Origin of the sequence: Sphingomonas sp. 22176 (assembly GCF_052045505.1) — a bacterium.
Classification (GTDB): Bacteria; Pseudomonadota; Alphaproteobacteria; order Sphingomonadales; family Sphingomonadaceae; genus Sphingomonas.
The window spans coordinates 1-26,019 of the sequence record NZ_JBQEPL010000011.1 but is presented as its reverse complement, the minus strand read 5'-3'; the positions used below and the strand labels follow the sequence as shown (position 1 = coordinate 26,019).

Genomic DNA, 26,019 nt, shown 5'->3' with positions numbered 1-26,019 from the left:
TCAGCCGCCGGGCTGGAGCGCCCGGCGGGCTTCCTCGGTCACCGCATAGACGGCGTGGCGCTGGGCGCCGCGATTATGGTGATCGACACGGAAGCCCTGATAGTGCCGCCGCACGAGCCCGGCGCGAACCAGTTCGGAAACCGCCCGGCTGACATTGGTGCGGCCGGACAGCCGGATGCGATGCTGGACCTCCGCCTCGATCGCTGCGCGCGCCGCTTCGGGGTCGGCGGGAAGGGTGCCCGCCTTTTCCAGCTCGGCCCGTGCCCGCGCGGTCAGGCCCAGCCGGCGCGGATCGCGCCGGGCGACCGGCGACAGCGCCTCGCTCAGCCAGTCGCGCACCGAGAGGCGGCGGCCGTCGCGCTCGATCCAGGGCCCTGCCCAGCCGCTGCGGTCGGTCGCCTGGGCGATCAGCTGGAGCACCATGAAGCTGTAGCGCGGCCGCTCGCAGGTGGCGCTCAGCCGGTCGAGCACCGCGGGCAGATCCATGGCGGTGGGGGAGGCCGCATCCGGCCGAACGCGGGGGGCGGCGGCGAAGAGATCGGGCTGGAACATAGCAGGAATCTAAGCACATCGCGATTCGCCTGTGAATCCCCTGCGTGCGCGCGCCTGCAATTGGACCAGCCATGGCACTTTGCCGCGCGCGGGAAACGGCCGGTCGTGGCACTTTGCCCGGCGGTAAAGTGCCACAGGCGGCAAGCGCGCCCAAGGGCTAGGCGCGGGGGCATCGGCGCGATAGGATCGGCCACGACGCGCGGACAGCAATGGCAGGCGGGTCGCTCCGCCCTCTCGACGAGCAATGCCCTTGAACGATCCGCATCCCGCCTCCGCTCTCCTCGCTCCCCCTACGGTGCTGCCGGCACCCTCTACCGATCCGCGAGCGGGCATCGGTTTTTCAGGCGGACAGGTACGCGGCGCAGTCATCGCTGCAGTGGCAGCCTGTGCGCTGCTGCTTTGGAGTGCCGGGCTGACGATCGATCCGTTCGCGCGCAGCAATATCCCCTATTATGCGATTCTCGCCATCGCGCCGCTGCTGCGGCTGTGGTGCCTGCGCGACGGGCGCCGCTGGAGCCTCGTCCTTGCCCAGGTGATCGAATACTACACCTTGTTCATGGCGCTCGCGCTGATCGGGGCGGTGAGCTCCTACCCGATCGCGGGAATGAGCCAGGGCTTCGCCGATGCCGGGCTGCAGCGGGTGGACGAGCTGCTCCAGTTCGACTGGCTTGCCTGGTACCGGCTGGTCGCCGCGCACCGCTCGCTCCAGCTGCTCGGCCTCGCTGCCTATCAGAGCATCTTCCTCACCCCGGCGCTGCTGCTCGGCTGGTTCGCGCTGACGGGGCAACGGCGCCAGGCGCATCGTTTCCTCGCCGCCTTCGCGATCGCCGCGGTGCTGACGCTGACGATCTACAGCCAGATGCCGGCAGTGGGGCCCTTCTCCTACCTCTGGCACGGGCCGATCCCCTATATGCCGGTGAGCGAGCTGTGGCAGCCCGACCTGATCCCGGCGCTGCGCGACCATAGCCTGACCGTGGTCGATGTCGGCCAGCTGCGCGGGCTGGTCTCGGCGCCCAGCTTCCACGCCGCCTCGGCCACGCTGTACATCGCCGCCGCCCAGCGCTGCGGGCCGCTGCGTTGGTGGCTGACCGCAATCCCCTGCGCGATGCTGCTGTCTACCCCGGTGGAAGGCACCCACTATCTGATCGACCTGATCCTCGGCGCCGGCGTCGCGCTGGTCGCCTGGTTCTTCGCGACGCTGCTGGTCCGCTGGCGGGTGCGGACGGCGCTCGCTGCCGGTTGATCCTTTCGCAGCGTCAGACTCGCGCGAGGAACTCCGGCGGAACCGCTTCCGCCAACCAGACACCGTTGCTCGACAACCGGAAGACGGCGCCTTGGCGTGCCATCTTTCCTGCGGCTACGCGTAGGAGGACGGGCGCGCCGCGCCTTTCACCGACACGCGCGGCGGTTTCAACATCGGGCGAAAGATGCACATGGTGTCGCGCCATAGGCTTGAGCCCGTCCGCGAAGATCGCTTCCAGAAAGCGATCGACGGTGCCGTGATAGAGCGTCTCGGGGGGCATGGCGATGGCCCATCCCAGATCGACGTCGATGGAATGCCCCTGCCGCGCCCGGATGTAGGCGCTGTCGGCGGAAAGTTCGAAACGCTGCTTGTCGCTGTCCGCCACCACCTGTTCGAGCAGCGCGGGATTGACCCCTTCGCGCGATAGCGCGGTGCGGACGGACTCGACCGATGCCCAGCCCGCGTCGTCCAGCGTGAGGTCGCCGGCTTCCGGCGCATGGCGCAGCCAGTAGGATAGCAGTTTGGAAAGTTTCTGAGTCATCGACGGCAGGTCTAGAGGCCCGCACCGCCATGGTCGACAATTTCAACAGCCGCCGCGCACCCTCAGCCCGCGAACACATTCTCCACCGCGGCGCGCAGCGCACTCGGCGAGCAGGGCTTGGAGCAGACCACCGCCTGCGGGTAGCGGTCGCGCAGCGAGGTCGCGTCGGCATGGCCCGAATGGAAGATGATCGGCACGCCCGCGTCCCGCAGCACGTCGGCGGCGGGGAATACTTCGCCGTCGGTCAGGCGGACGTCGAGGATCGCGCAGCTGGGCAGATGGCTCGCCACCGCCGCCAGTGCCTCGGCGACCGAGACATAGGGGCCCTCCACCGCAAAGCCCGCCTCTTCCACCACGTCCTGCACGTCCAGCGCCACGAACAGCTCATCCTCGATGAGCATCACCGTCTTCGTCATTCGCAAGCACTTTCGCAGGCAGATGGATCTGGATGGCGAAGACATGGTCCTCCGCCGATCGGGTGACCGTCACGCCCAGTTGGCGTGACGAGGTTTGTACCAGAATTGTGCCGAAGCCGGTGCCCGATTCCACCGAAACGGGGCGATCTCCGGTCTCGCGCCAGTCGAGCCGGACGCCGTCGGACACACGTTCCCAGCGCACGGCGAGTTGCCCGCCGTTCGCACCGAGTGCCCCATATTTGATAGCGTTGGTCGCCCATTCGTGCAGCATCAACGCGAGCGGGGACAAACAGGTCCGATGAATCTTCACCGCCGGGCCATTTATTTCGATACTGGCATGATCTCGATATGGGGCGAGCGTCGCTTCCACCAGCTCGGCCAGGTCGATCGATTGCACGGCGCCGGCCGGTGCCGCCAGCGAATGGGCGCGGCCGAGCGCGGCGATCCGCTCGCGCATGTCGTTTGCGAAGCGGGGCACGTTGTCATGGCTGCGGGAACCGGCCGAGATCATCCCGCTGACGATGGCGAACAGGTTCTTCACCCGGTGGTTCATCTCGCGCAGCATCAGCTCGCGCGTTTCGGCCAGCGCATATTCGGGGGTGACGTCGATCGACACGCCGACCAGCCGGCGCGGACCGGAATCGTTTACCATGCGGCCGAAGGTCTTGATCCGGCGGACATTGTCGCCGTCCAGAATGCGGTAGCTGATCTCCAGGTCGCCGCCTTCGGACACCACTTGGGCGAGTTCGGCATCGAACCGGGGGCGGTCCTCCGGATGCAGCCGGTCGAGCCGCGCTTCGGGGTCGTCGAGCGCCATGCTCGCGGGGATGCCAAGGACCTCGCGGGCATGATCGTCCACCACCGTCTCGCCGGTGTCGACGCGGAATTCCCACACCGCGATGCCGCCGGCGCGGATCGCCATGTCGAGCCGTTCGCGCTCGGCGGCCAACGCACGTTCCAGCGAGAGCGCGTCGGTGATGTCGGTCAGCACCAGCGTCGCGCCGTCGGTGGTGCCGTTCTGCGCGCGATAGGGCAGGGTACGCATCGACAGGGTGCGGCTGCCGTCCTGGGTGGTCACCCGGCGCTGGAACGGGCCTTCGCCGGCGATCACCGCGCGGGCATCGGCCAAATAGTCGTTCCCCGCCAGGCGGCTGGCGACGTCGGCCAGCGGCCGGCCGCGATCGCCCGGCTGGAGCGGGAACAGCGCCGTCGCCGCTTCGGTGAAGCTGCGGATGCGCATGTCGGCATCGAGCACCACCACCGCGAGATCGGTCGATTCGAAGAAGTTGCGCAGGTCCGAATTGGCGATGGTCAGCTGGTCGACTTTGCCCTTCAGTTCGTCATTGACCGTGGACAGCTCCTCGTTGGTCGACTGGAGCTCCTCGTTCATCGACATCATTTCTTCGTTGGAGCTCTTCAGCTCCTCGTTCGCGGTCTCCAATTCCTCCACGGTGGTGCGCAGCCGGTGGCGGGTGACGCGGAGCTCGTCCTCGAGCGCATCGAGATGGTCGTCGCCGGCATCGAGCTCGGCGACATCCTCGTCGAGGGCGGGGCGGAAGGGCGCGGTCTCGCGGAACACGAACAGCAAGGTGCCGTCGGGCATCGGATCGCAGACCACGTCGATGGTCTGCGCGCCATATTCGGACTCGACGGTCACGTCGCGCGCCACCACCCGCTTGCGCCGGTCGCGCCCGGCACGGAGCAGCGGCCCCAGCACGTTGCGCAGGCCCGGGCGGGCGAGGCCGATCGCGCTAGACCCGCCGGTGCGGGTGACCGGGAAATCGAAATAGCGGCCCAGCCGGCCATAAGCGGCGATGATCACGCCGTCCTGGTCGAGCACCAGGCTGGCGGGCGCATAGCGATCGATCAGCCGGCGAACCGCGGCGGTCTCCTCGGCACCGACCCGGCCGGCCTGGCGCTCGTGCCGGTCCTCGCGGGGGCTGCGCGCGCGGGAGCTGCCGGGCAGGTCGATCGGGTAGTTGGGCGCGCCGGGCGAGCGCTGGAAGATGCGTGCCTGGCCGTCGATCGCGGGGAACAGATGCTCGAACCGCCCGATCGTCTCCGAGGGACCGAGGAACAGATAGCCCTCGGGCCGGATCGCGTAGTGGAGCAGCGGCATCACCGATTGCTGCAGGCGATCGTCGAAATAGATCAGCAGGTTGCGGCACGAGACCAGGTCGATCCGCGAGAAGGGCGGGTCCTTGACCAGGCTGTGGTTGGAAAAGCGGATCATGTCGCGGATCTGCGGCACGATCTGGAAGCGCTCGGTATGCGGCAGCGTGTAGCGCTCGCGCAGCGCCGGCGGCAGGTCGAGCAGCGCGGAGGTGGGATACACCCCGTTGCGGGCAATCTGCAGCATCTGCTCGTCGATATCGGTCGCGAAGATCTGCACGCCGGTAGACGGCAGCGCCAGCTTGCGCGCCGCCTCGGCGAACAGCATCGCGATGCTATAGGCTTCCTCGCCGGAGGAACAGCCGGGAATCCAGACGCGGATATCCTCCTCGCTGGTCCAGCTGCGCATCAGCGGCTCGATCACCTGGGTGCGCAGGCGATCGAACAGGTCGGCGTCGCGGAAGAAGCGGGTGACGTTGATCAGCAGGTCGCGGAACAGCGCCTCGCACTCGTCGGCATCGGACTTGGCGCGGGCGAGATAGGTGCGGCCGCTGGTGATGCCGAGTACATGCATCCGTCGCTCGATCCGCCGGATCAGGGTGGTGCGCTTATAGCCGGAGAAGTCGTGGCCCACGGCGGTGCGGAGCACCTTGCACAGCTCGTCGACATGGTCGGCAACCAGCGACGCTTCTTCCTTCTGCTCGTCGCCGCCGCTGCGGTGAAAGAATGCGTGGAGGCAGTCGAGCATCTGACCCGGCGCCTTGACGAAATCGACCAGTCCGGTCCCCACCGCCGACAGCGGCATCCCGTCGTAGCGCGCGCTCTCCGGTTCCTGCACCAGGCAGACGCCGCCATGTTCCTTCACCGCGCGCAGACCGATCGTGCCGTCGGCGCCGGTGCCGGAGAGGATCACGCAGGCCGCATTGCCCTGCTGGTCGGCAGCGAGCGATAGGAAGAAGTCGTCAATCGGGCGGCGCAAGCCCCGGGGCTGGGCGAAATCGGTCAGCTCCAGCTTGCCGCCGCGGATCGCCAGGCCGTGGCCCGGCGGGATGATATAGACCTTGTCCGCCTCGATCTGCTCGCCCCCTTCGCACTGGAGCACTTCAAGGCTGGTCTGCCGGTCGAGCAGCTGCGCCAGCATGCTCTCATGATTGGGATCAAGATGCTGGACGATCACGAACGCCATGCCGGTCGGCGCGCGCGCCGGCGCCAGCATCTCGCGCAGTGCCTCCAGCCCGCCGGCGGATGCGCCGATGCCGACGATCGGCAGCGTGGTCGTCTTGGCGTCGAAGGGCGCGTTCACAGATAGCTGCCCGTATCGAGGTCGGACAGCGTCATCTTCGCCTGGGCGATCGTCGCCGCGGTATTGGCGATGGTGATCAGCGTGCCTTCCACGGCGATCCCGCTCTCGGCAACGACCGGCGCAAGGCGCGCAATCGTTTGACCCAGCGCATGGTCATAGTCCGCCAGCCGCTCAGGCTGGGTGCGGCTGACGTCGAACTGCGAGGCGAAGATGTAGCGGGCCTCGCCGGTGAGTGCACGCAGCTTCGACATGTAGAGCAGGTTGACGAAGGGCGTGCCGTCCTTGCGGAAATTGACGATCGCGGTGCGCACGCTGGTCTGTGCGTCGTCGTCGAGAAAGGCGTGGATGCGGGTCCGCGCTTCCCGATTGTCGCTGTCCCCCTGCAGGAAGCGGCAGTTCTTGCCCGCGATTTCGTTCGAGGCATAGCCGGTCAGGTCGCGGAAGCGCTGGTTGGTGAGCAGCAGCGGATGATCGCCGACGGCCTCGCCCAGCGACAGGGCGACAGGCGAGCTCTCGAAATAGTCGCGGAGCGCGGGGGGGAGTTGCTGGGTCATGTCTGCTGGGCCTCGATAGGGAAGCAGAACGACCTGTCCCGGAAACTGATCCAGGATAGGTGTGATTAGGCTGCGAAACAACCCGACACGAGGGGCGGCTCGTCGCTAGCTATTTGATTTCGCGGGCGTTCCAATCACCGAAGCAAGGCCGCGTCACCCCACACGATCGGCAGTCGCTCGTTCGCCGCACCGGCAGAGCGCGCCACCAGCTCGACCAGCTTCACGCCGGACACATTCGCCACGAGCGGCTTGGCGACGGCACCGCGGCGCACGGGCGCGGAGCTGGCGAGCAGGCGGCGGTCGCCATAGATCTGGAAGGTGACGGCGTGCGCCGCATCGGTCGCCGAATCGTCGACGCCGACCGAGACGGTGAGCTGGCGGTAGCCGGCGTTGCGCACTTCGAGCCGCGAGTTGGCGAGCACGCCCAGTCCGGCGGTGAAGTGCTTCCCCGCCACCGCGAGCTCGCGGCCATAGGGTGTCGCGTCCGCCTGCGCGCCGCCCCAGCCGGCGTAGAGCGGCCGCTGCCCGGCGCCGCGCGTCCCGCTCCACGAGACTACCGCGCGGTGGACCGTCGGGTCGGCCATCGGCGCGGTGACGCCGTCCACCGCCGGGTTCACGCTGCCGGGCATCTCGGACAGGTACAGTCCGTCGGCGAGCAGCCGGGTGCCCTTGGCACGGAACACCAAGGTCTCGTGCGGAGCAAGCTTGAACTTGGTTTCCTTGCTGAAGCTGAAGGTCTTGCCGGTCCAAAGATCGGTCAGCGCAACCGGCGCGTCGTCGCGCAGCTTCAGGTGCTGCGCCGTGAGGATCGCCTCCATCGGCGCGGCGGTGCGGTTGAACAGCGCGACGGCCTTGTCGCCATTCGCCAGCGTCTTGACGAGAATCTGGAAATCGTCGGTATCGAAGGCGAGTACGGCCTGGTTGCCCGCGGGATCCTGGTCGATCGCGATCAGCGCGGCATTGCCGAAAATGTCCATCAGCGATTGCGGCGTGGTGCGCAGGTCGGCGCCGATCAGCAGCGGCGCGGAGGCCATCGCCCACAGCGCGAAATGCGACCGCGCCTCGGTGAGATGGTCGGCATCGAACTCGCCCTTGCCGATGAACAGCATGTCGGGGTCGTTCCACGAGCCCGGGTGCGCGTAGAGAGGGCGGCGCGCCGCAGTGTCGAAGTTGGTGAGCAGCCGGGTCCAGTGCGGGGTGATGTCGTCGCTGGTTCGCGAGATGTTGCCCACGTCCTTGGCCCAGCTGCGCACGTCCGCCGAGCCCCAGATGCACAGCGACAGCAGATAGTCCTGGTCGGGATCGGCGCGGACCAGTGCCGCCTTCACCTGCCCGAACATCGCCCGCACCGCCGGGATGTTCGAGCGGTTGACGCTGTCGAGGTCGAGGATCGGCGCCAGCGCGCGGTAGCGGCCGGCTTGGACCAGCGGGCTTTCTTCGCCGTACGCGCGCAGGCCGCAGCCGTCGATCTTGATGTAATCGAAGCCCCATTCGCCGAAATAGAGCGCGATGTCCTGGTCGATATGGCCGTAGAGCCCGACTTCGCGTTCGAGCACGCTGCCGCGCGGCAGGTTCGGCTCGTTGGGGCCATAGGCCTGGGCGCAGGTGTTGCGGCCGAGATCGGTGTAGATGCCGGCCTTGAGCCCCATCGCGTGCAGCCGATCGGTGAACGGCTTGAACGAGGTCGCGCCGTCGGCGGTGCGGGCGGAGGGGAATTTGTCCGCGCGGACCAGCATCCGGCCGTCGGCACGGCGATGGTCCCACCAGCCTTCGTCGAGGTTGACGTAGCGATAGCCCTTCGCAGCGAGCCCGGTGTCGACGATCTTCTGCGCCGAGGCGAGCACCTTCTCCTCGTCGACATCGGTCGCGAAGGCGTTCCAGCTGTTCCAGCCCATCGGCGGGGTCTGGGCGCGGCCATCGGTGTTGGCCGACCAGCGGCCGGTGGGGGCGAGCGGATCGCGCGGGGCGGCCTGGACGCTCGCAGATGCCAGCAGCAGCGCCGCCATGCCTGCCAAGGTCTTGATCGCCATACCGCTTCTCCCCTCGTTTATTTGTCCGACTAACCGGGGCGGGGGCGACGAGGCAAATGCTTTCCGCCGGTCTACGACCATTGCCCGGCACGCCGCCGCGCCCTAGCGTGGGGCGATGAACCCCATGCGGCGGATCCTGATCCTGGGCGGCGGCACCGCGGGCTGGCTCACCGCCGCCTATCTCGCCCGCTATCTCGATGTCGCCCATCAGCAGCGTTTCGCGATCACGTTGCTGGAATCGCCTGCGCTGGGGATCGTCGGGGTAGGCGAGGGGGGCTTCCCGACCATCCGCGAGACGCTGCAGTTCCTCGGCATCGACGAGCGCAGCTTCGTCCGCCAGGCGAGCGCTACCTTCAAGCAGGGCATCCGTTTCGACGACTGGCTGCACGCGCCGCAGCCCGACGGCACCCGCCACCGCTTCCTCCATCCGTTCGAGGCGCCGTTCCACACCGAGGGGGCCGGGCTGGTGCCCTATTGGCTGCTCCAGCCGGAAGCGAAGCGTGCGCCCTTCGCCGAGGCGATGACGATCCAGAACCGCGTCGCCGCGCAGGGCAGGGCGCCGAAGCGTGCGGAAGAGGCCGGGTTCGGCGGGCCGCTCACCTATGCCTATCATTTCGATGCGGTGCGCCTCGCGCAACTGCTCCGCGACCGGGCGATCGAACTGGGGGTGACGCATCTGGAGGGCGAGGTCTTCTCCGCCCATACCGATGCCGAAGGCGCAATCGACCGGATCGAGACGCGCGAGCATGGCAGCCTCACCGCCGACCTTTATATCGACTGTTCGGGCTTCGAGGCGGCGCTGATCGGCAAGGCGCTGGGCACGCCCTTCACCTCGGTGCGCCACCAGCTCTTCACCGACCGCGCGCTTGCGTGCAAGCTGCCCTATGCCGATCCGGAGGCGCCGATCGCGACCACCACCGTCGCCGCCGCGCACCAAGGCGGCTGGACCTGGGACATCGGCCTACAGCATGCGCGCGGCATCGGCTGCGTCTATTCCTCGGCGCACCTCGACGACGGCCGCGCGGCCGAGATCCTCGACGCGCATCTCGGCGGCGCACCGCACGAGGCGCGGCTGATCAAGTTCGAGCCCGGCTATCGCCGCACGCCCTGGGTGAAAAACTGCGTTGCGGTGGGGCTGTCGGGCGGCTTTCTCGAGCCGCTCGAGGCGACCGGCGTGGTGCTGATCGAAGCCGCTGCGGGAATGATCGCCGAGCTGTTCCCGCATGCCGGCCCGGTGGATGCGCCAGCCGCGCGGTTCAACGCACTGATGACCGCGCGCTACGAGCGGATCGTCGACTTCCTCAAGCTCCATTACTGCCTCAGCCGGCGTGAGGAGCCGTTCTGGCGCGACAATCGCGATCCCGCCTCAATCCCGGAGACGCTGCAGGCGCTGCTCAAGCAGTGGCGCCACCGTCCGCCGAGCCGCTTCGACTTCCTGCTCGACGTAGAGAGCTTCGCCTTCTTCAACTATCAGTACATCCTCTACGGGATGGACTTCGGTACCGATCTGTCCGGCGCGCGCGACGGCTTCCCCCATGCCGAGGCCGCCGCGCGCCAGTTCGCCCGCATCCGCGGCTTCGGCGAACAGGCGGTGGCGGACCTGCCCGGCCACCGCGAGCTGATCCGCCAACTGGCCGGCTAGACCGTCGCCAGCTGTCCGTCGATCGCGTCGAGCTCGCCGCTCGCCCGTGCCTTGCGGCCATAGACCGCCTCGAACAGCGGGGTGGCCATCACCGTCGTGATAATCGCCATCAGCACCAGCATCGAGAACAAAGTCGGGCCGATGATGCCCTTTTGCAGGCCGATATTGATGATGATCAGCTCCATCAGCCCGCGCGAGTTCATCAGCGCGCCGATGCCCAGCGCCGTACGGTTGTCCTCACCGGCCACCCGCGCGGCCGCCCAGCAGGCGCCGAACTTGGCGAGCACCGACACCGCTAGGATGCCTAGCGCGATCAGCAGCAGCGACGGCGAGTTGACCATGTCCATCCGGGTGTTGAGCCCGGAATAGGTGAAGAACATCGGCAGCAGCAGCACCACGGCGAGCGGCTCGACCTTGCGCTTGAGCTCCTCGACGAACAGCCCGCGCGGCATGCACACGCCCATCAAGAAGCCGCCGAAGATCGCATGGATACCGATTGCGTCCATGAAGAAGGCGGACATGCAGAACAGCATCATCGTGACCGCAAGCACGCCGCTCGTCATCTCGCCGCGCGCCTCGACGATGCGGCCAAGCGGGGCGAGCAGGCGGCGGCCGAAGAGCAGCATGAAGCCGGTGTAGAGCACCGCCCCGCCGATCGCGAGCACCGCTACGCCGGCGCCTGCTCCGAAGGTCGCCAGCACCAGCGCCAGCACGCACCAGGAGGCGGCATCGTCGAACGCGCCGGCGGTGAGCGAGAGCGTGCCGAGCGCCGAATTGGCAAGCCCGCGCTCGTTGATGATCCGGGCGAGCATCGGGAAGGCGGTGAGCGCGATGCAGGCGCCCATGAACAGCGTCGCATTGGCCTGGCTGATGCCGGGCGTGAACAGCCCTGGCACGGTGAGCAGGAACGGCGTGATCAGTGCGGCGAGCAGGAAGGGGGCGGCGATGCCGGCGGCGGAGACGCCCGCCGCGCTCTTGGCTTTGGATTGGAAATGATCGAGTCGCAGCGTCAGCCCGACCATGAACATGTAGAGCCCTACACCGAGCTGGGCGCCCGCATAGAGGACATTGCGTGTCTCCTTGGGGAAGATCGCCAGCTGCAGATCGGGGAAGAACAGCCCGAGCAGCGAGGGGCCGAGAACGACGCCCGCGATCATCTCGCCGACCACTTGGGGCTGCTTGAGGAACTTCTGCCCCGCCCAGCCGACCACGCGGCAGGCGAGCAGGATGATCGCCAGCTGCAGGAAAAAATGGATGCTGAAGTCGCCGGGCGCATAGGTCTTCGCGGCGTGCACCGCCGGGCCGTGCGGATTGAGGACGTCGGTCAGCGCATGCCAGGCGCCGGTCAGCAGCTCGTTCATTCGGTCAGATCCCCTCTGCGCCCGACGTCTGCTGCGTCGGCGCGAGGCTCTAGGAAGCCCGTGCGGTGCATTCGGGCAAGGGCGGATCGAAGGGGAAACGCACTTTTCCCTTCCGCCGGGCCGGAGTGTTGCAGGGGCTCCACAAGGTAGGTACGTACCTACGTCTAGCAGATGCCTGGAGACCCATGATGAAGGTGATCACCAGCCGCGAATTCAACCAGGATGTGAGCGCCGCAAAGCGATTCGCCCGCACGGAGCCCGTGTTCATCACCGATCGCGGCAAGCCCACCCATGTGCTGATGAGCATCGCCAGCTTCCGCGCCTTTACCGGCGAGCGCGAGAGCATCGTCGACGCACTGGCCGCGCCTGAGCCCTTCGATGTCGACGCGCAAGCCGGGCGCTGGTGAATGTACCTGCTCGACACTGCGGTGCTGCTCGACCTGCGCAAGGCGCGCGCCGGCACCGCCGATCCGCGGCTGACGGCGTGGGCGGGCGGGGTGCCGCGCGAGCAGCTGTTCGTCTCGGTGCTGGCGCTTGCCGAGATCGAGGCGCAGGCAGCGAAGGCACCGCGCGGGGAGGGCGCAACGGCGCTGCGGCGCTGGGTCGACGACCAGCTGGTACCCGCGTTCGGCGCGCATCTCCTGCCGGTCGACCTCTCGGTGGCGCGACGGCGCGGGCAGGTGGCGCTGACCAGCGATCGGCATGCGCTGGTCGCGGCGACGGCGCTCGAACATGCGCTGACGCTGGTCACCTATGACGCCGCCGCCTATCGTGGCGTGCGGCTCAAGCTATTCGACCCACGCCGCTACGATCCGGACGAAGCGGTGGACGACTGGCGCGCTGCGGCTGCGCGGAGCGGCCCCGTCTGGTTCCGCAATCTCTTCCTGCGCAGCTGACGCGCTGCAACCGGTGCGTCGCCCAAGCATTTGCTTGCCAAGGAGAAACGCCATGGCCGACGACAAGCACGCGACCCTCTATCGCATGGTCCTGCCCGATCATGTCTGCCCGTTCGGGGTCCGCGCCCGCGAATTGCTGCTCGAGCGCGGCTACGACATCGACGACCGGGTGCTGCGGACGCGCGACGAGGTCGAGGCGGTGAAGGACGAGTTCGGCGTCGCCACCACCCCGGTGATCTTCCTCGGCGAGGAGCGGTTCGACGGGGCCGACGCTCTCGCACACGCGCTGGCCCGCCGCTGACTGTGCCTCAGGCTACCGAAGCGGCAGCCTCGAGGATGACCTTCGCCACTGCCTCGGGCTGCGAGAGCAGCGAAAGGTGACCCGCGGCGAGCTCGGTGGTCTTCGCCTGCATCCGCGCGGCGAACTCGCGCTCCAGCTCGACGCTCACCACCCGGTCCTCGGTCGAGACGATGTACCAGCTCGGCACCTTTTCCCAGGCGGCCTGGCCGATCACGTCGCCGAAGGTGCTGGCGGGGAGCGGCGGCTGGAGCACGGCGAGCACGCGCGCTTCGGCCTCGGGCAGGTCGTTGGCGACGTCCTCCACCCAGCCTTCGGCGCTGAGCGTGAGGTTGCCCTTGCCGTCGTCGTGGATTTTGCCGAGCGCGGGCGGGTTCGGATATTTGCCGACCAGCGGGCCCAGCGCCTCACCGGCGGCGGGTGCGAAGGCGGCGACATAGACCAGCGCCTTCACCTTCGGGTCGTTGCCCGCCTCGGTGATCACCGCGCCGCCCCAGCTATGGCCGACCAGCACCACCGGCCCTTCGACGGCATCGAGCGCCTGGCGCGTCGCGGCGACATCTCCCGCCAGCGACTGGGTAGGGTTCTGCACCGCCACCACCTTGTGGCCGGCGCCCAGCAGGATCGGGATCACGCGTTGCCAGCTCGATCCATCGGCCCAGGCGCCATGGACGAGGAGGACCGTGGGCGAAGAAGTGGTCGTCATGCGGAAAGCCTCCATGCAGGATGTTGCCGCACGGTCTAAGTCACGGGAAGCACGGCGGATTGTCGTATCCTCCGGTTTCTTGGCGGTTCTGCCCACCCACTCGGCTCGTCGCGTTCGCGTTACCCTCTCGGAACAAAGCGCCGCGTCGTTGATTTCCGCTGCCAACGATTTTCGACTGTACCAACGTAAAAGGGAATGATGATGAAGAAGATCCTCGTGCTCGGCGCCGCTGCCGGCCTGATCGCGCTCTCGGCGTGCAACAACACCCCGCGGGAGCAGGCAGCCGACAACATCGAAGCGAACGCCGAAGCGCGCGCCGACAACATCGAGGCAGTGGCCGGCAACGCCACCACCGATGCTGCGCAGGACAATCTGCAGAACCAGGCCGATGCCGTCCGCGCCGAGGGCGATGCCAAGGCCAAGGACATGCGCACCCACGACGCAGACACGAACCTGCACAACGGGATGTAATTCCGGAAGCTTTCCGGTCCGGGTTCCCGCCGTTCCCACGCAGGCGGCGGGCCCTAGCGAAGGGCGCTCGCAAACGCGGGCGCCCTTTTGCCTGTTCGCATTTTTGCTTCATTTTGATTACAATCGATTGTTGCCCCTAATCCCGAAACGTTCCATAATGACAGAATAGAACAGAAGGGCCCGGGAGGGGCGCGACGATGAACCCCGCTAGCGTGAAGCCGCGTCTTTCGCTGTGGCGCATCCTGGAGATGAACCTGGGCTTTTTGGGCCTGCAGTTCAGTTTCGGGCTGCAGCAGGGCAACATGGCGCCGATCTATTCCTATCTCGGCGCCTCCGAAGCCTCGCTGCCGCTGCTCCAGCTGGCCGGCCCGATGACCGGACTGCTCGTCCAGCCGCTGATCGGCGCGATGAGCGACCGTACCGACAGTCGCTGGGGGCGTCGCACGCCCTATTTCCTCGTCGGCGCGGTGCTATGTTCGGCGGGGCTCTTCTGGATGCCGCTCAGCAGCTCGATCCTGATGGCGGTGTCGCTGCTCTGGCTGCTCGATGCCGGCAACAACATCACCATGGAGCCTTATCGCGCCTATGTGTCCGATCGGCTCGATCCGAGCCAGCACGGGCTGGGCTTCCTCACCCAGAGCGCGTTTACCGGCCTTGCCCAGATGCTCGCCTTCCTCACGCCGTCGCTGCTCGTCTGGGCGGGGATGAGCCAGGACTGGGTCGACGCGCACCACATTCCTTATACCGCACGAGTGGCGTTCATGGTCGGCGCGGTGCTCGCGCTGGGCACGATCCTGTGGTCGGTGCTGCGCGTCCCCGAACTGCCGCTGACCCCGTCCGAGCGCGCGCATATCGCGGCCCAACCCAAGTCGCTGGCGGCAACGCTCGCCGAGATCGGCGGGGCGATCCGCGACATGCCGTTGGCGATGCGCAAGCTCGCGCTGATGAGCCTGTTCCAATGGTATGCGATGATGGCGTACTGGACCTATGTCATCCTCGCCGTGGCGCGCTCGGTCTATGGCACGGCGGATTCCACCGCCCCGGGCTTTCGCGCCGCAGTGCTGACCAATGGCGAGATCGCCGCCTTCTACAACGCCGTCGCCTTTGTCGCCGCGTTCGCGATGGTGCCGGTTGCGCGGCGGATCGGCGCGGCACGGCTCCATGCCGCCTGCTTGGTCTGCGCCGGGATCGGCATGCTCTGGCTGCCGCAGGTGCAGGACAAGGCGCTGCTGTTCGTCCCCGCGATCGGGCTGGGCCTCGGCTGGGCGAGCATGATGGGCAATCCCTACGTGATCCTCGCCGGATCGATCCCGCCCGCGCGGACCGGGGTCTATATGGGCATTTTCAACATGATGATCGTCATTCCGATGCTGCTGTTTTCGGTTACCCTGCCGTTCCTCTACGGACCGCTGCTCGGCGGCGACGCGCGCAACGTGCTGCGCCTGTGCGGGCTGCTGCTGTTCTGCGCCGCCCTGGCCGTGTGGACCGTGCGCGAGCGGAAGACCGTATGAGCGCCACGTCGGAATGGACACGCGCAGCGGTCGCCGGGATCGCCACGCAGGCGGGGGCGGCGCTGCCGCTGCTCGCGCCGGTCGGGGAATCGCCGGCGCCGGGCATGGACCTGTGGGACATGTGGCCGATCGCCGATGCCGAGGGTCGCACCGTGCTGCGCGGCGGGCGCAGCTGGTGGTTCTTCCTCGCCGCGCCCCGGCTCGACGATCCCGAGGGGCGGCACGACATTGCCCGCATCCGGCTGACCAGCCATGGCGCCGATGGCTGGCGCGACCATGGCGACGCCTTCCCCGAGGGCTTCACGCCGGGCTCGCGCGAATGGTCCGGCTCGGCGGTGCTGGAGGCGGACGGGGTCACGCTGACCCACTATTTCACTGCCGCCGGCCGCCGGGGTGAGGCGACCACCTTCGAGCAGCGGTTGTTCGTCAGCCAGGGGCGGTTTCTGCTCGACGGCGAGACCCCGCGGCTCGGGGATTGGACTGCGCCGCAAGAGATCGTCGCTGCCGATGGCGTGCTGTACACGGTCGCGGACGAGACGGTTGCTCCGGCGCGCGGCATCCAGGGCTTTCGCGATCCCGGCTATTTCCGCGATCCCGCCGATGGCGCGGCCTATGTGCTGTTCACCGCCAACGCCGCCTGGAGCGGCGCCCAGGTCAATGGGGTGATCGGTGTCGCGCGCCGCGACGGCAAGGGCTGGCGTCTCCAGGCGCCTTTGCTCTCGGCAATCGCCGTCAACAGCGAGCTCGAACGGCCCCACATCGTCGTTCGCGACGGCCTCTATTATCTGTTCTGGAGCACCCAGGCGCGCCGTTTCGCCGAGGGGATCGTCGCGCCGACGGGCCTGTACGCGATGGTCGCCGAAGGGATGGCGGGCCCTTGGCGCCCCGTCAACGGCACCGGCCTGGTCGCCGGCAATCCGCCCGAGGCGCCGACCCAGGCCTATTGCTGGTGGGTGACGGGGGAGGGCGAGGTGCTCAGCTTCGTCGACTATCCGGGCGTCGGCCCCGAAGACGCGGCGCTGCTCGCCGATCCGGCGCAGCGCCGTCGCATCTTCGGTGGGGTGGCGGCGCCGTTCTTCCGCCTCGCCTTTGCCGGCGACCGGGTGACGATCGCCCCTTAAGCGGAGTCCCGCACCACCAGCTCGGGTTCCATCACCAGCGAGGGCGCGTCCTGCCCGGCGATCCGCGCGAACAGCCGCTCGACCATCGCGCGGGCGCCTCTCGCGATGTCCTGCCGCACCGTGGTAAGGCGCGGCACCGTCTGCAGGCCGAGCGGCAGGTCGTCATAGCCGATCACCGGCACGTCGCTCGGCACCGCCATGCCCTGGTCGGCGAGCACGCGCAGCGTCGTCATCGCGATCATGTCCGATCCCGCGGCGATGCCGTCGATCCGGTCGAGATGGCGCGTGAGGTGGGCGGCGATCTCCCGCTCCATCATCTCCGAGGCGAGGTGCGTGTCGAGCTGGAGCGGCGCGGGCAGTCCCGCGGCGGCGGCTGCGGCACACACCCCTTCGAAGCGCGCGCGGATCTCGGGTGCGCGCAGTTCGCCGAGAAAGGCGATCCGCCGCACGCCGCGCGCGATCAGATGCTCGGCGGCGATCCGCCCGCCGGCGACATTCTCGGTGCCCACCGCGCAATGCACCTGCCCTGGCAGGCTGCTGCCCCAGGCGACCAGCGGGCGATAGCGCCGCGCGACCCTCTCGATCGCCGCCATCTGATCCGACTGGCCGATCAGCAGCACGCCATCGAGCATGCCGGAATCGACGATCCGTTCCAGCCAGTCCGTCGCGTTGGGAATGACGCGCGACAGCATCACGTCATAGCCATTCTCGGTCAGCGCATCGGCGAGATGGCCGAGGATGGTCATGAAGAACGGGTCGGAGAGGTGCTGGCGACGCTCGTGCCCCAGCGGCACGACGACGCCGATCACGCCGGTCTTCTGGGTGCGCAGCCGCCGCGCCATCTGGTTGACGCGAAAGTCGTTCGCGGCGGCAAGTGCCTGGATGCGCTCGCGCGTCTCGGCATTGACCAGGCTGCTGCCGGCCAGCGCACGCGACACCGTGCCGGTAGAAACGCCGGCGAGGCGGGCGATGTCGGCAAGCGTGCGGGCAGGCCGATCGGAAGACGGTGCGTCGTGGCTCACGGTGCAGGTGTGGCCGGGTTGGCGCGAAACCGCAAGATCGCGCCGCTCCGGACAAATACGGGGCTTGTTGCAATCGATTGCAATAGGAGATACACCGATATGTGAAGGGCTCCCACCAAGGAGGGCCCCAGATCAGGGAGAGAGGCTCATGGCCATGTCTGTGCGCGCCAACCACATCCGTCGGCTGCTGCTGATCGGCAGCATTCTAGCCGTACCCGGCGCCCCCGCCTTTGCGCAGGACACAACCGCGCCACGGGGGGCGGAAGCAGAGAAACACACCGAAATCGTCGTAACTGCGGTCGCGCGCGGACGGGACCGGCTCGACACCGCAATCTCGACCAGCTCGCTCAAGGCCGACGACATCCAGAAGGCGGCGCCGCGTTCGGTGGCGGAGATCTTCCGCAACCTGCCGGGCATCCGTTCCGAAAGCTCGGGCGGCGAGGGCAATGCCAATATCTCGATCCGCGGCCTGCCGATCGCATCGGGCGGCGCCAAATTCCTGCAGCTGCAGGAAGACGGGCTGCCGGTGCTCGAATTCGGCGACATCACCTTCGGCAATGCCGACATCTTCCTGCGCGCCGACCTCAATCTGGCCCAGGTCGAATCGATCCGCGGCGGCTCGGCTTCGACCTTCGCCTCGAACTCGCCTGGCGGCGTGATCAACATGATCTCGAAGACGGGCGACACCCCCGGCGGGGCGGTGCAGGCGAGCACCGGTCTGGACTACAAGGACTATCGCGTCGATTTCGATTACGGCGCGAAGCTGAGCGACAGCTTGCGCTTCCACATGGGCGGCTTCTACCGCCAGGGCACCGGCCCGCGCCGCATCGGCTATGACGGCAACAAGGGTGGCCAGTTCAAGTTCAACGTCACCAAGGAATTCACCGGCGGCCATATCCGCCTCTACGGCAAGTTCCTCGACGATCGCGCCGTGGGCTATCTGCCGATGCCGGTGCGGGTGACCGGCACCAATGCCAACCCGACCTATCAGGATCTGCCCAACTTCCGCGCGAACCGCGACCAGCTGCTCACCCCCAACTTCACCCGCAACGTGACGCTGGACGGCAACAACAATCTGGTGACGGACGACGTCCGCGATGGCCAGCATCCGTTGGTCAAGTCGCTCGGCTTCGAGGCGGAGACGACGCTGGCCGGGTGGACGGTTACTGACCGATTCCGCTATTCGGACATTTCCGGCCGCTTCATCGCGAACTTCCCGGCGAACGTGGATTCCGCCAGCACCATCGCGACCTCGATGGGCGGGGCAGGGGCGACGCTCGCCTATGCCAGCGGCCCGAATGCCGGGCAGGCGATCACCAACCTTGCCGGACTCAACGGCAATGGCCTGCTCGCGCAGATCGTGGTGTTCGACACCAAGCTCAACAGCCTCGACAACATCACCAACGACCTGCGCGCAAGCCGGGCGTTCGATGTCGGCACCGGCAAGCTCACGGCGACGGCGGGCTTCTACAAGTCGCGCCAGACGATCGACACCGACTGGCTGTGGACGTCTATCCTCACCGACGTGCGCGGCGGGGGCGATGCGGCGCTCGTCAATGTCCGCAGGGCGAATGGGACGGCGGTCACCCAGGATGGGTTCTATGGGTATAGCGCCGCCTATTTCGGCGGGTGCTGCCGGCGCAGCTACAATGTCGATTACAACGTCAACGCGCCCTTCGCCTCGCTCAACTATCAGGTCGGCAAGGTCTCGATCGGCGGCAGCGTGCGCTACGACTTCGGCGATGCGAGCGGCTCGATCGCCGGTGCCGATCTCGGCGGCGGCCGGGTGGGCACGATCAGCCGCGACATCAACGGCGACGGCTTGATCTCCGATGCCGAAACGCGCGTCGCGGTGATCCCGCTGACCAGCCCCGCGCCGGTCAACTACAGCTACCATTATTGGAGCTATTCGACGGGCATCAACTATCGCTTCGTCGACTATATGTCGGTGTTCGCGCGCTACAGCCGCGGCGGCCGCGCCAATGCCGATCGCCTGCTGTTCGGACCCGCGGTGAGCACCACTGACGGCCATCTGGTGAGTTCGGCCGCGGCGGTGGACTTCGTCAACCAGGCCGAGCTCGGCGCGAAATATCGCCGAGGCCCGCTGACGCTCAACCTCACCGGCTTCTGGGCGCGTACCGAGGAGCAGAATTACGAGGCGACGCGGCAGGTGTTCATTGATCGCACCTATCGCGCCTATGGCCTCGAGTTCGACGGCGCGGTGCGGCAGGGCCCGTTTAGCCTGACCGCGGGCGCGACCTGGACGCACTCGCGGATCGTAGCGGATGCGCTCAACCCCACGGTGGTCGGCAACACGCCGCGGCGTCAGGCGAACCTGATCTTCCAGGCGACGCCGCAGGTGGAGCTGGGCCGCGCCTCGATCGGTGCCAACGTGATCGGCACGACCAGCAGCTATACGCAGGACGACAACCAGCTGAAGCTGCCGGGCTATACCCAGGTCAACGCCTTCGCCCAGTTCCGGCCGATCCCGAAGCTGCTGGTGTCGCTGAACGCCAACAACCTGTTCAACGTGCGCGGCTTCACCGAGGCCGAGGATTCCGCGATCCCGGCCAACGGCATCGTGCGGGCGCGTTCGATCAACGGCCGCACGATCAGCACCTCGGTGCGGATCGACTTCTGACCGACGCGATCGGGGCCGGAGGTTCGCACCTCCGGCCCCTGTTGCTTACCAGATCCGCACGCGATCCGCGGGCGCGACATATTGCTTCTGCTCGGGCGTGATGTTCCACGCCGCATACCAGGCGTCGACGTTGCGCAGCGGGTTCACCGCGCGGATCTGCCCCGGCGAGTGGGGATCGCTGACCAGCTGCTGGCGCAGCGCCTCGTTGCGGAACAGCGTGCGCCACACCTGGCCCCAGCCGAGGAAGAAGCGCTGGTCCCCGGTAAAGCCGTCGAGCACCGGCGCCGGCTTGCCGCCGAGCGAGGCGTGATAGGCGTCGAGCGCGATCATCACCCCGCCCAGATCGCCGATATTCTCGCCCATCGACGCACGACCGTTGATGTGGAGCCCGGGCAGCCCCTCGAAGCTATAGGCTTCGTACTGCGCGCCGAGCCGCACCGCCTGTGCCTCGAACTTGGTTGCGTCCTCGGCGGTCCACCAGTCGCGCAGCACGCCGTTGCCGTCGGACTTGCGGCCCTGATCGTCGAAGCCATGGCTGATCTCGTGGCCGATCACCCCGCCGATGCCGCCATAGTTGACCGCATCGTCGGCCTTTGGATCGAAGAAGGGCGGCTGCAGGATCGCCGCCGGGAACACGATCTCGTTTTTGACCGAGTTGTAGTACGCATTGACCGTCTGCGGCGTCATGCCCCACTCGGCCTTGTCGACCGGGCCGCCCAGCCGGTTGCGGCGATAGTCCCATTCGAACTTGCCCGCACGCTCGGCATTGCCGACTAGGTCGCCGGGGCGGACCTCCAGCTTGGTGTAATCGCGCCACTTGCTCGGATAGCCCACCTTGACGGTGAAGCCCTGCAGCTTCGCGAGCGCCTGCTCCTTGGTCGCCGGGCTCATCCAGGCGAGGTTCTTGATGCGGCCGGCGAGTGCCACCCGCAGGTTGCCCACCAGCACGTCCATCTTCGCCTTGCTCTCGGGCGGGAAGTAGAGCGCGACATAATCGCGGCCGACGCCTTCGCCGATCGCGCGCTCGGTGAACGAAACCGCGCGCTTCCAGCGATCTCGCTCCTTGGGCTGGCCGTTGAGGAAGCGCGAGCGGAAGTCGAACTGCGCATCGGCAAAGCGCTTCGAGAGCAGCGGCGAAATGTCGTCGGCAATGCGGAAGGCCTGCCAGGCCTTGAGCGTTTCCAGATCGGTATCGGCGAAGACCTGGGCGATCTTCGGCACCGCGCTGTTCTGCGCAACGATCACGCGGCTCGCCTTGGTGAGCCCCGCCGCTTGCCAGAACGGATCCCAGGCGAAGCCCGGCGCCTGCGCCTTGAGCTCAGCGACGGAAACCGGGTTGTAGGTCTTGTCGCGGTCGCGGCTCTGCGCACGGGTCCAGTGGGCTTCGGCGATGCGCGTCTCCATCGCGACGACCTTGTCGGCAGCCGCCGCCGCATCCGGCCAGCCGGCCATGCCGAGCAGTTGCGCGACATATTGGCGGTAACGCGCGACCTGGGGTGCGAACTTGGGATCGAGATAGAGGTCGCGGTCGCCCAGGCCCAGGCTGCCCTGGCGCAGGTACAGCGCATAGACATCGGGCTGCTTGGCATCGTCGCTCACGCCGACGCCGAAGAAGCTGGCGCCGAAGCCGCCGATCGACGCGCCCATCTGCGCCGCCAGCGCCGCCTTGGTCTTCGCTGCCTTGACGGGCGCGAGGCGCTGGGTGAGCGGCTGGGCGTCGAGCTTCTCGATCGCCGCTTCGTCCATATAGCCGCGGTACAGCGTCGCGGCCTTGCGGCGATCAGGGTTGGCGGTGTCGGTGGGGCTATAGCCTTCGATCAGGCCGCGCAGCCGCATCTCGGAGACGTCGCGCAGCACGACGAACGCGCCGAACGAGGAGCGATCGTCGGGGATCTTGGTGCGATCGGTCCAGGCGCCGTTGACGAAGCGGTACCAGTCGTCGCCCGGCTTCACGCTGCGATCCATGCCCGAAAGGTCGAAGCCCCAGCTGCCATAGCGGGTCGCTTCCGCGCTCGGCGCGGCGGGGGCGGTCTGTTGCGGCTTGCGGCTGAGTGCGGGGGCGGCGATCGCCGCGATCGACAGGGTAGAGGCCAGGAGGACGTGCTTAAGCGCCAAGGAAAGTCTCCAAAACAGTCGGTTAGCCGACAATTAAGCCTAGTCTACACCGTGGCGGGCGGCTGGCAATCCATCGCGGGAAATTGGCGGTTGGGCGCTTGCGGCGGGCTTGCCGATCGTGCGGCCGGCGGTAGAGCGGATGGTGATGCAGACCTCGCCCGAACTCGCCATCCGCATGGCCCGCGCCGCCTTCAACCGCGCGCTGGCGGCGGCCGACCTCGCCGCGATCGGACCGCTGCTCGCGCCGGACGTGGTGCTGGTCGCCGGGACCGACAGCGCGGTGATAACCGGGCGCAAGGCGCAGCTACAGGCATGGAAGCACGAGTTCGCCGCGCGCGAGCGCAGCGTCTACAGCCGGATTCCGGAAACGGTGGTCGTCTCGCCCGTTGCGCCGATCGCGTTCGAACATGGCCAGTGGCAGGGCGTGGCGGCCGCAGGCGGGGCGGTGCAGGCCAGCGGCAGCTACACCGCCAAGTGGCGCGAGATCGGCGGCGCCTGGGTGATCGAGGCCGAGCTGTACCTCACGCTCGGCTGAGCGCGGAGCGGCTGGCCTCCATCGCCAGAAGCTGCGGAACGAAGTGCGCGCGGCAGCGGTTGAAGCCTTTAACTCCGCCGCTCTGGTACACACCACCGCCCCCCGGGAGACGCGCCTTGCCCACGTCCCGCAGCTTCTTCGAACGTCGTGCCCAGGAAGAGCGTGCCCGCGCCGCCTCGTGCGGCAACCCGGTCGTCGCCGCCGCTTTTCGCCGGCGGGCAGAGGCCTTCCAGCACCGCGCCAACGCGCAGTTCGAGGATGTCTTCGACCTGCGATAAGGCGACGCGCGCTGCGTTTCGGCCCCCCAATCTTTTCTTTCCTGCATTCCCAGCTCGAAGATGGGAAATCGCCTGCCGACAAGAACGAGATCAAGGGGTTGACCATGCGTACCTACCGCCACGCGCTGCTGATCGCAGCCTCCACCGCCGCATTGGCTCCCGGCGCCGCGCAGGCGCAGCAGGCCAGCCCGGAGCCCGCGCAGACTGACGCGCCGGTAGGCGGCGGCGACGAGATCGTCGTCACCGGTACGCGCAGCCAGGGCCGTTCGCGGCTCGATACCGCATCGCCCGTCGATGTGCTGAGCAGCGAGGCGCTCGGCCGCCAGGGCACGACCGAGCTGGGCGCCGCCGTGGCCGCAATCGCGCCGTCGATCGACTTCCCGCGGCCCTCCGCAACCGACGGCACCGACGCGATCCGCCCGGCGACGCTGCGCGGCCTCTCGCCCGATCAGGTGTTGGTGCTGGTGAACGGGGTGCGGGTGAACAGCTCGGCGCTGCTCAACATCAATGGCGCGGTCGGACGCGGCTCGGCGGCGGTTGACCTCAACACGATCCCGACCGCGGCGCTCGAGCGGATCGAGGTGCTCCGCGACGGTGCCTCGGCGCAATATGGCTCGGATGCGATCGCCGGCGTGATCAACCTGCGGCTGCGCGAAGCCCGTTCGGGCGGCGCGGCCTCGGCGACCTACGGCATCTATCATACCGATATCGACACGGCGCGCGGCAGCCGCTCGACCACCGGCGAGCCGGCCTTCACCGCATCGGTGTGGCAGGGATTCGGGCTGGGCGACGACGGGTTCGTCACGGTCACCGGCGAGTATGTGAACCGCCAGTCGACCAACCGCGCCGACTTCGACCCGCGCGTCACGCCCACCCGCGTCACCGGCCGCTTCGGCGATCCGAAGGTCGAGCAATATACCGGTACGGTCAATGCGGGGAAGGGCATCGGCGGCGGCTGGAGCCTCTATGGCTGGGGCAGCTATCAGGACCGCGACACCCGCAGCGCCGCCTTCCCGCGGCTGGCGAGCGCCACCACCGCACTGGCCGGCTATCCGGACGGCTTCCTGCCGATCATCAACACCAAGTCGACCAACGCAGTGGGCGCAGTGGGGGTGAAGGGCGATCTCGGCGACTGGGGCGTCGACCTCCATGTCGGCTATGGCCGCAACAAGATCGCCTATCGTACGCGTGATTCGGCGAACTATGCCTATGGCGCTGCGACGCCGAAGAATTTCTACGACGGCGCGCTGATCTTCGACCAGTGGGTGGCGGGGCTCGACGTGCGGCGCAAGTTCGACGTCCTCCAGTCGCTCAACCTGGCGTTCGGTGCTGAAGGGCGCCGCGAGGGCTACAAGATCACGCCGGGCGAGGCGGCCTCCTATGACGCGCCCGCCACCGGCGCCGTCGCGGGCGCTTCGCCGGGTGCGCAGGGCTTTGGCGGCTTTGCGCCGGTCAACGCGATTCAGCGCTCGCGCCGCAGCGTGTCGGGCTATCTCGACCTCGAGGCGCAGGTGACCCAGGCGTTCCTCGTCGACGTCGCGGTGCGCGGCGAGCATTATTCGGACTTTGGCGACACCGCCAACGGCAAGCTTTCGGCGCGCTACGACGTGGCGCCGTGGTTCGCGCTGCGCGGCACCATCTCGACCGGTTTCCGCGCGCCGAGCCTGCAGCAGCAATATTTCACCTCGATCGCGCAGGTCGTCCAGAACGGCACGCCGATCCTCACCGGCACCTTCCCCTCGATCGCGCCGGTGGCCGCCGCGCTGGGCGGCAAGCCGCTCCAGCCGGAGAGGTCGACCAATCTCTCGGTCGGCACGGTGATCCGCGCGGGCGGGTTCGACCTCAGCGTCGACGCCTATGAGATCCGGCTGCGCGACCAGCTCGGCCTCTCGGAGAACATCCAGGCGAGCTTCAGCCCGCAGGTGGCGGCGATCCTCAACCCGTTCAACGTGCCGTCTGCGCGCTTCTTCATCAACGGCCTGCGCTCGCGTACCCGCGGCATCGATGCCGTCGCGCATTATCGGCTCGGCAACGCCGCCGATCCGGCGGGATCGTTCGACTTCACGCTGGCCGGCAACGTCAACGAGATCGTCGTGACCCGCGTGCCGACCAACACCGCGACGGTAAACCCGGCACCGGTGCTGTTCGCCCGCAGCCGCGTGCTGACGATCGAGCAGGGCACGCCGGGCGAAAAGGTGACCGGCACGATCGACTGGGCGAAGGGTCCGGTGGGCCTCACGCTGCGCGGCACCTATTATGGGGACGTCAACCAGCCAGGCACCACGCCCGCGGCCGATATCCACAGCGGCCGTCACCTGATCAGCGACCTCGAGTTCCGCTACCAGCCGCGCAAAGGCGCCCAGATCGCGCTGGGGGCGAGCAACCTGTTCGACATCTATCCCGACCGCTCGATTCCGGCGAACAACTCGACGGGCGTGGTGGGGTATCCCTATTACTCGCCGTTCGGGTTTAACGGACGCTATCTGTACGCCCGGCTGGGTGTGAACTGGTAGGGGCGTCAGTGTGGGCCGCAGCGCCGGCCCACACCATCCGCCGATGGGGCTTTACATAAGTTCCATTATCGTTTCGGGACCGTTCTAACCGGCGGATTCCAAATCGAAGTGCGAAAACCTAGGCAATCTGCGGTGTTCAGCCGCTTGAGGGTTTCGCA

22 protein-coding genes are annotated in these 26,019 nt (G+C 67.8%); 12 read left to right on the top strand and 10 right to left on the bottom strand.

Annotated features, from left to right (window positions below; all coding sequences use genetic code 11):
- Positions 1–552, bottom strand: a complete 552-nt coding sequence (locus tag ACTJKY_RS20615; RefSeq protein WP_440847957.1) for a hypothetical protein — start codon at positions 550–552, stop codon at positions 1–3.
- Between the two features lie 376 nt (positions 553–928).
- Between ACTJKY_RS20615 and ACTJKY_RS20610 the strand changes: the two genes are divergently transcribed.
- Positions 929–1,795, top strand: a complete 867-nt coding sequence (locus tag ACTJKY_RS20610) for a phosphatase PAP2 family protein (protein ID WP_440847956.1) — start codon at positions 929–931, stop codon at positions 1,793–1,795.
- Positions 1,796–1,808: 13 nt separating this feature from the next.
- On the opposite strand, the gene ACTJKY_RS20605 is transcribed toward ACTJKY_RS20610, so the two are convergent.
- The 5 genes from ACTJKY_RS20605 to ACTJKY_RS20585 all read right to left on the bottom strand — a co-directional run bounded on the left by ACTJKY_RS20605 (position 1,809) and on the right by ACTJKY_RS20585 (position 8,751).
- Positions 1,809–2,336: an RNA 2'-phosphotransferase gene (locus ACTJKY_RS20605; RefSeq protein ID WP_440847955.1), complete on the bottom strand. Its 528-nt coding sequence runs from the start codon at positions 2,334–2,336 to the stop codon at positions 1,809–1,811.
- Positions 2,337–2,398: 62 nt separating this feature from the next.
- Positions 2,399–2,737: a response regulator gene (locus ACTJKY_RS20600; protein WP_440847954.1), complete on the bottom strand. Its 339-nt coding sequence runs from the start codon at positions 2,735–2,737 to the stop codon at positions 2,399–2,401.
- Positions 2,721–6,167 carry a CheR family methyltransferase gene (locus ACTJKY_RS20595; RefSeq protein WP_440847953.1) on the bottom strand — a complete coding sequence of 1,149 codons (3,447 nt, stop codon included), beginning with the start codon at positions 6,165–6,167 and terminating at the stop codon, positions 2,721–2,723. The genes ACTJKY_RS20600 and ACTJKY_RS20595 overlap by 17 nt, the downstream gene beginning before the upstream one ends.
- A complete protein-coding gene (locus tag ACTJKY_RS20590) occupies positions 6,164–6,721 on the bottom strand; it encodes a PAS domain-containing protein (RefSeq protein WP_440847952.1) in 558 nt (185 codons plus the stop codon). Before ACTJKY_RS20590 ends, ACTJKY_RS20595 begins: the two co-directional genes overlap by 4 nt.
- A 134-nt stretch (positions 6,722–6,855) precedes the next feature.
- Complete coding sequence (locus tag ACTJKY_RS20585) at positions 6,856–8,751, bottom strand: NPCBM/NEW2 domain-containing protein (RefSeq protein WP_440847951.1); 1,896 nt, start codon at positions 8,749–8,751, stop codon at positions 6,856–6,858.
- Positions 8,752–8,866: 115 nt separating this feature from the next.
- On the opposite strand from ACTJKY_RS20585, the gene ACTJKY_RS20580 reads away from it, so the two are divergent.
- Positions 8,867–10,393: a tryptophan halogenase family protein gene (locus tag ACTJKY_RS20580; RefSeq protein ID WP_440847950.1), complete on the top strand. Its 1,527-nt coding sequence runs from the start codon at positions 8,867–8,869 to the stop codon at positions 10,391–10,393.
- Here the strand turns inward: ACTJKY_RS20580 and ACTJKY_RS20575 are convergent.
- A complete protein-coding gene (locus ACTJKY_RS20575) occupies positions 10,390–11,754 on the bottom strand; it encodes a cation:proton antiporter (RefSeq protein ID WP_440847949.1) in 1,365 nt (454 codons plus the stop codon). The two genes, ACTJKY_RS20580 and ACTJKY_RS20575, sit on opposite strands and share 4 nt — an antisense overlap.
- Positions 11,755–11,939: 185 nt before the next feature.
- Here ACTJKY_RS20575 and ACTJKY_RS20570 point away from each other — a divergent pair, with 185 nt between their 5' ends.
- Genes ACTJKY_RS20570 through ACTJKY_RS20560 form a run of 3 tightly spaced genes read left to right on the top strand, consistent with a single transcriptional unit; the run spans position 11,940 to position 12,951 of the window.
- The gene (locus ACTJKY_RS20570; protein ID WP_440847948.1) at positions 11,940–12,161 is read left to right on the top strand and encodes a type II toxin-antitoxin system Phd/YefM family antitoxin; all 222 of its coding nucleotides are present in this window, start codon (positions 11,940–11,942) and stop codon (positions 12,159–12,161) included.
- Positions 12,162–12,650, top strand: a complete 489-nt coding sequence (locus ACTJKY_RS20565) for a PIN domain-containing protein (protein WP_440847947.1) — start codon at positions 12,162–12,164, stop codon at positions 12,648–12,650.
- A 52-nt stretch (positions 12,651–12,702) separates the two neighbouring features.
- The gene (locus ACTJKY_RS20560; RefSeq protein ID WP_125975167.1) at positions 12,703–12,951 is read left to right on the top strand and encodes a glutaredoxin domain-containing protein; all 249 of its coding nucleotides are present in this window, start codon (positions 12,703–12,705) and stop codon (positions 12,949–12,951) included.
- 7 nt (positions 12,952–12,958) lie between these two features.
- On the opposite strand, the gene ACTJKY_RS20555 is transcribed toward ACTJKY_RS20560, so the two are convergent.
- A complete protein-coding gene (locus ACTJKY_RS20555) occupies positions 12,959–13,654 on the bottom strand; it encodes an alpha/beta fold hydrolase (protein WP_440847946.1) in 696 nt (231 codons plus the stop codon).
- A 201-nt stretch (positions 13,655–13,855) separates the two neighbouring features.
- Here ACTJKY_RS20555 and ACTJKY_RS20550 point away from each other — a divergent pair, with 201 nt between their 5' ends.
- The 3 genes from ACTJKY_RS20550 (at position 13,856) to ACTJKY_RS20540 (ending at position 16,757) form a co-directional block, all read left to right on the top strand.
- Positions 13,856–14,125 carry a hypothetical protein gene (locus ACTJKY_RS20550; protein ID WP_440847945.1) on the top strand — a complete coding sequence of 90 codons (270 nt, stop codon included), beginning with the start codon at positions 13,856–13,858 and terminating at the stop codon, positions 14,123–14,125.
- A gap of 197 nt (positions 14,126–14,322) precedes the next feature.
- A complete protein-coding gene (locus tag ACTJKY_RS20545) occupies positions 14,323–15,636 on the top strand; it encodes an MFS transporter (protein ID WP_440847944.1) in 1,314 nt (437 codons plus the stop codon).
- Positions 15,633–16,757 carry a glycoside hydrolase family 68 protein gene (locus ACTJKY_RS20540; RefSeq protein ID WP_440847943.1) on the top strand — a complete coding sequence of 375 codons (1,125 nt, stop codon included), beginning with the start codon at positions 15,633–15,635 and terminating at the stop codon, positions 16,755–16,757. Before ACTJKY_RS20545 ends, ACTJKY_RS20540 begins: the two co-directional genes overlap by 4 nt.
- Here the strand turns inward: ACTJKY_RS20540 and ACTJKY_RS20535 are convergent.
- Positions 16,754–17,779, bottom strand: a complete 1,026-nt coding sequence (locus ACTJKY_RS20535; protein WP_440847942.1) for a LacI family DNA-binding transcriptional regulator — start codon at positions 17,777–17,779, stop codon at positions 16,754–16,756. The genes ACTJKY_RS20540 and ACTJKY_RS20535 overlap by 4 nt on opposite strands.
- 154 nt (positions 17,780–17,933) lie before the next feature.
- On the opposite strand from ACTJKY_RS20535, the gene ACTJKY_RS20530 reads away from it, so the two are divergent.
- On the top strand, positions 17,934–20,420 hold the full coding sequence (locus ACTJKY_RS20530; protein WP_440847999.1) for a TonB-dependent receptor domain-containing protein: 2,487 nt from the start codon (positions 17,934–17,936) through the stop codon (positions 20,418–20,420).
- A 45-nt stretch (positions 20,421–20,465) separates the two neighbouring features.
- Here ACTJKY_RS20530 and ACTJKY_RS20525 read toward each other — a convergent pair whose 3' ends face one another.
- Positions 20,466–22,535: a M13 family metallopeptidase gene (locus ACTJKY_RS20525; protein WP_440847941.1), complete on the bottom strand. Its 2,070-nt coding sequence runs from the start codon at positions 22,533–22,535 to the stop codon at positions 20,466–20,468.
- A gap of 145 nt (positions 22,536–22,680) precedes the next feature.
- On the opposite strand from ACTJKY_RS20525, the gene ACTJKY_RS20520 reads away from it, so the two are divergent.
- The 3 genes from ACTJKY_RS20520 to ACTJKY_RS20510 all read left to right on the top strand — a co-directional run bounded on the left by ACTJKY_RS20520 (position 22,681) and on the right by ACTJKY_RS20510 (position 25,861).
- Positions 22,681–23,070 (top strand): DUF4440 domain-containing protein, encoded by a 390-nt coding sequence (locus ACTJKY_RS20520; RefSeq protein ID WP_440847998.1) that lies wholly within the window; start codon positions 22,681–22,683, stop codon positions 23,068–23,070.
- A gap of 116 nt (positions 23,071–23,186) precedes the next feature.
- Positions 23,187–23,348 carry a hypothetical protein gene (locus ACTJKY_RS20515; RefSeq protein WP_440847940.1) on the top strand — a complete coding sequence of 54 codons (162 nt, stop codon included), beginning with the start codon at positions 23,187–23,189 and terminating at the stop codon, positions 23,346–23,348.
- Positions 23,349–23,452: 104 nt separating this feature from the next.
- The gene (locus ACTJKY_RS20510; RefSeq protein ID WP_440847939.1) at positions 23,453–25,861 is read left to right on the top strand and encodes a TonB-dependent receptor plug domain-containing protein; all 2,409 of its coding nucleotides are present in this window, start codon (positions 23,453–23,455) and stop codon (positions 25,859–25,861) included.
- Positions 25,862–26,019 lie beyond the last annotated feature (158 nt).

Excerpts from the sequence above, each read along its gene's own strand:
- ACTJKY_RS20555 (WP_440847946.1), bottom strand. The coding sequence starts at position 13,654 with ATGACGACCACTTCTTCGCCCACGGTCCTCCTCGTCCATGGCGCCTGG.
- ACTJKY_RS20615 (WP_440847957.1), bottom strand. The coding sequence starts at position 552 with ATGTTCCAGCCCGATCTCTTCGCCGCCGCCCCCCGCGTTCGGCCGGAT.
- ACTJKY_RS20585 (WP_440847951.1), bottom strand. The coding sequence starts at position 8,751 with ATGGCGATCAAGACCTTGGCAGGCATGGCGGCGCTGCTGCTGGCATCT.
- ACTJKY_RS20590 (WP_440847952.1), bottom strand. The coding sequence starts at position 6,721 with ATGACCCAGCAACTCCCCCCCGCGCTCCGCGACTATTTCGAGAGCTCG.
- ACTJKY_RS20550 (WP_440847945.1), top strand. The coding sequence starts at position 13,856 with ATGAAGAAGATCCTCGTGCTCGGCGCCGCTGCCGGCCTGATCGCGCTC.
- ACTJKY_RS20545 (WP_440847944.1), top strand. The coding sequence starts at position 14,323 with ATGAACCCCGCTAGCGTGAAGCCGCGTCTTTCGCTGTGGCGCATCCTG.
- ACTJKY_RS20580 (WP_440847950.1), top strand. The coding sequence starts at position 8,867 with ATGAACCCCATGCGGCGGATCCTGATCCTGGGCGGCGGCACCGCGGGC.
- ACTJKY_RS20570 (WP_440847948.1), top strand. The coding sequence starts at position 11,940 with ATGATGAAGGTGATCACCAGCCGCGAATTCAACCAGGATGTGAGCGCC.
- ACTJKY_RS20565 (WP_440847947.1), top strand. The coding sequence starts at position 12,162 with ATGTACCTGCTCGACACTGCGGTGCTGCTCGACCTGCGCAAGGCGCGC.
- ACTJKY_RS20560 (WP_125975167.1), top strand. The coding sequence starts at position 12,703 with ATGGCCGACGACAAGCACGCGACCCTCTATCGCATGGTCCTGCCCGAT.
- ACTJKY_RS20540 (WP_440847943.1), top strand. The coding sequence starts at position 15,633 with ATGAGCGCCACGTCGGAATGGACACGCGCAGCGGTCGCCGGGATCGCC.
- ACTJKY_RS20510 (WP_440847939.1), top strand. The coding sequence starts at position 23,453 with ATGCGTACCTACCGCCACGCGCTGCTGATCGCAGCCTCCACCGCCGCA.
- ACTJKY_RS20605 (WP_440847955.1), bottom strand. The coding sequence starts at position 2,336 with ATGACTCAGAAACTTTCCAAACTGCTATCCTACTGGCTGCGCCATGCG.
- ACTJKY_RS20520 (WP_440847998.1), top strand. The coding sequence starts at position 22,681 with ATGCAGACCTCGCCCGAACTCGCCATCCGCATGGCCCGCGCCGCCTTC.
- ACTJKY_RS20530 (WP_440847999.1), top strand. The coding sequence starts at position 17,934 with ATGTCTGTGCGCGCCAACCACATCCGTCGGCTGCTGCTGATCGGCAGC.
- ACTJKY_RS20575 (WP_440847949.1), bottom strand. The coding sequence starts at position 11,754 with ATGAACGAGCTGCTGACCGGCGCCTGGCATGCGCTGACCGACGTCCTC.
- ACTJKY_RS20600 (WP_440847954.1), bottom strand. The coding sequence starts at position 2,737 with ATGCTCATCGAGGATGAGCTGTTCGTGGCGCTGGACGTGCAGGACGTG.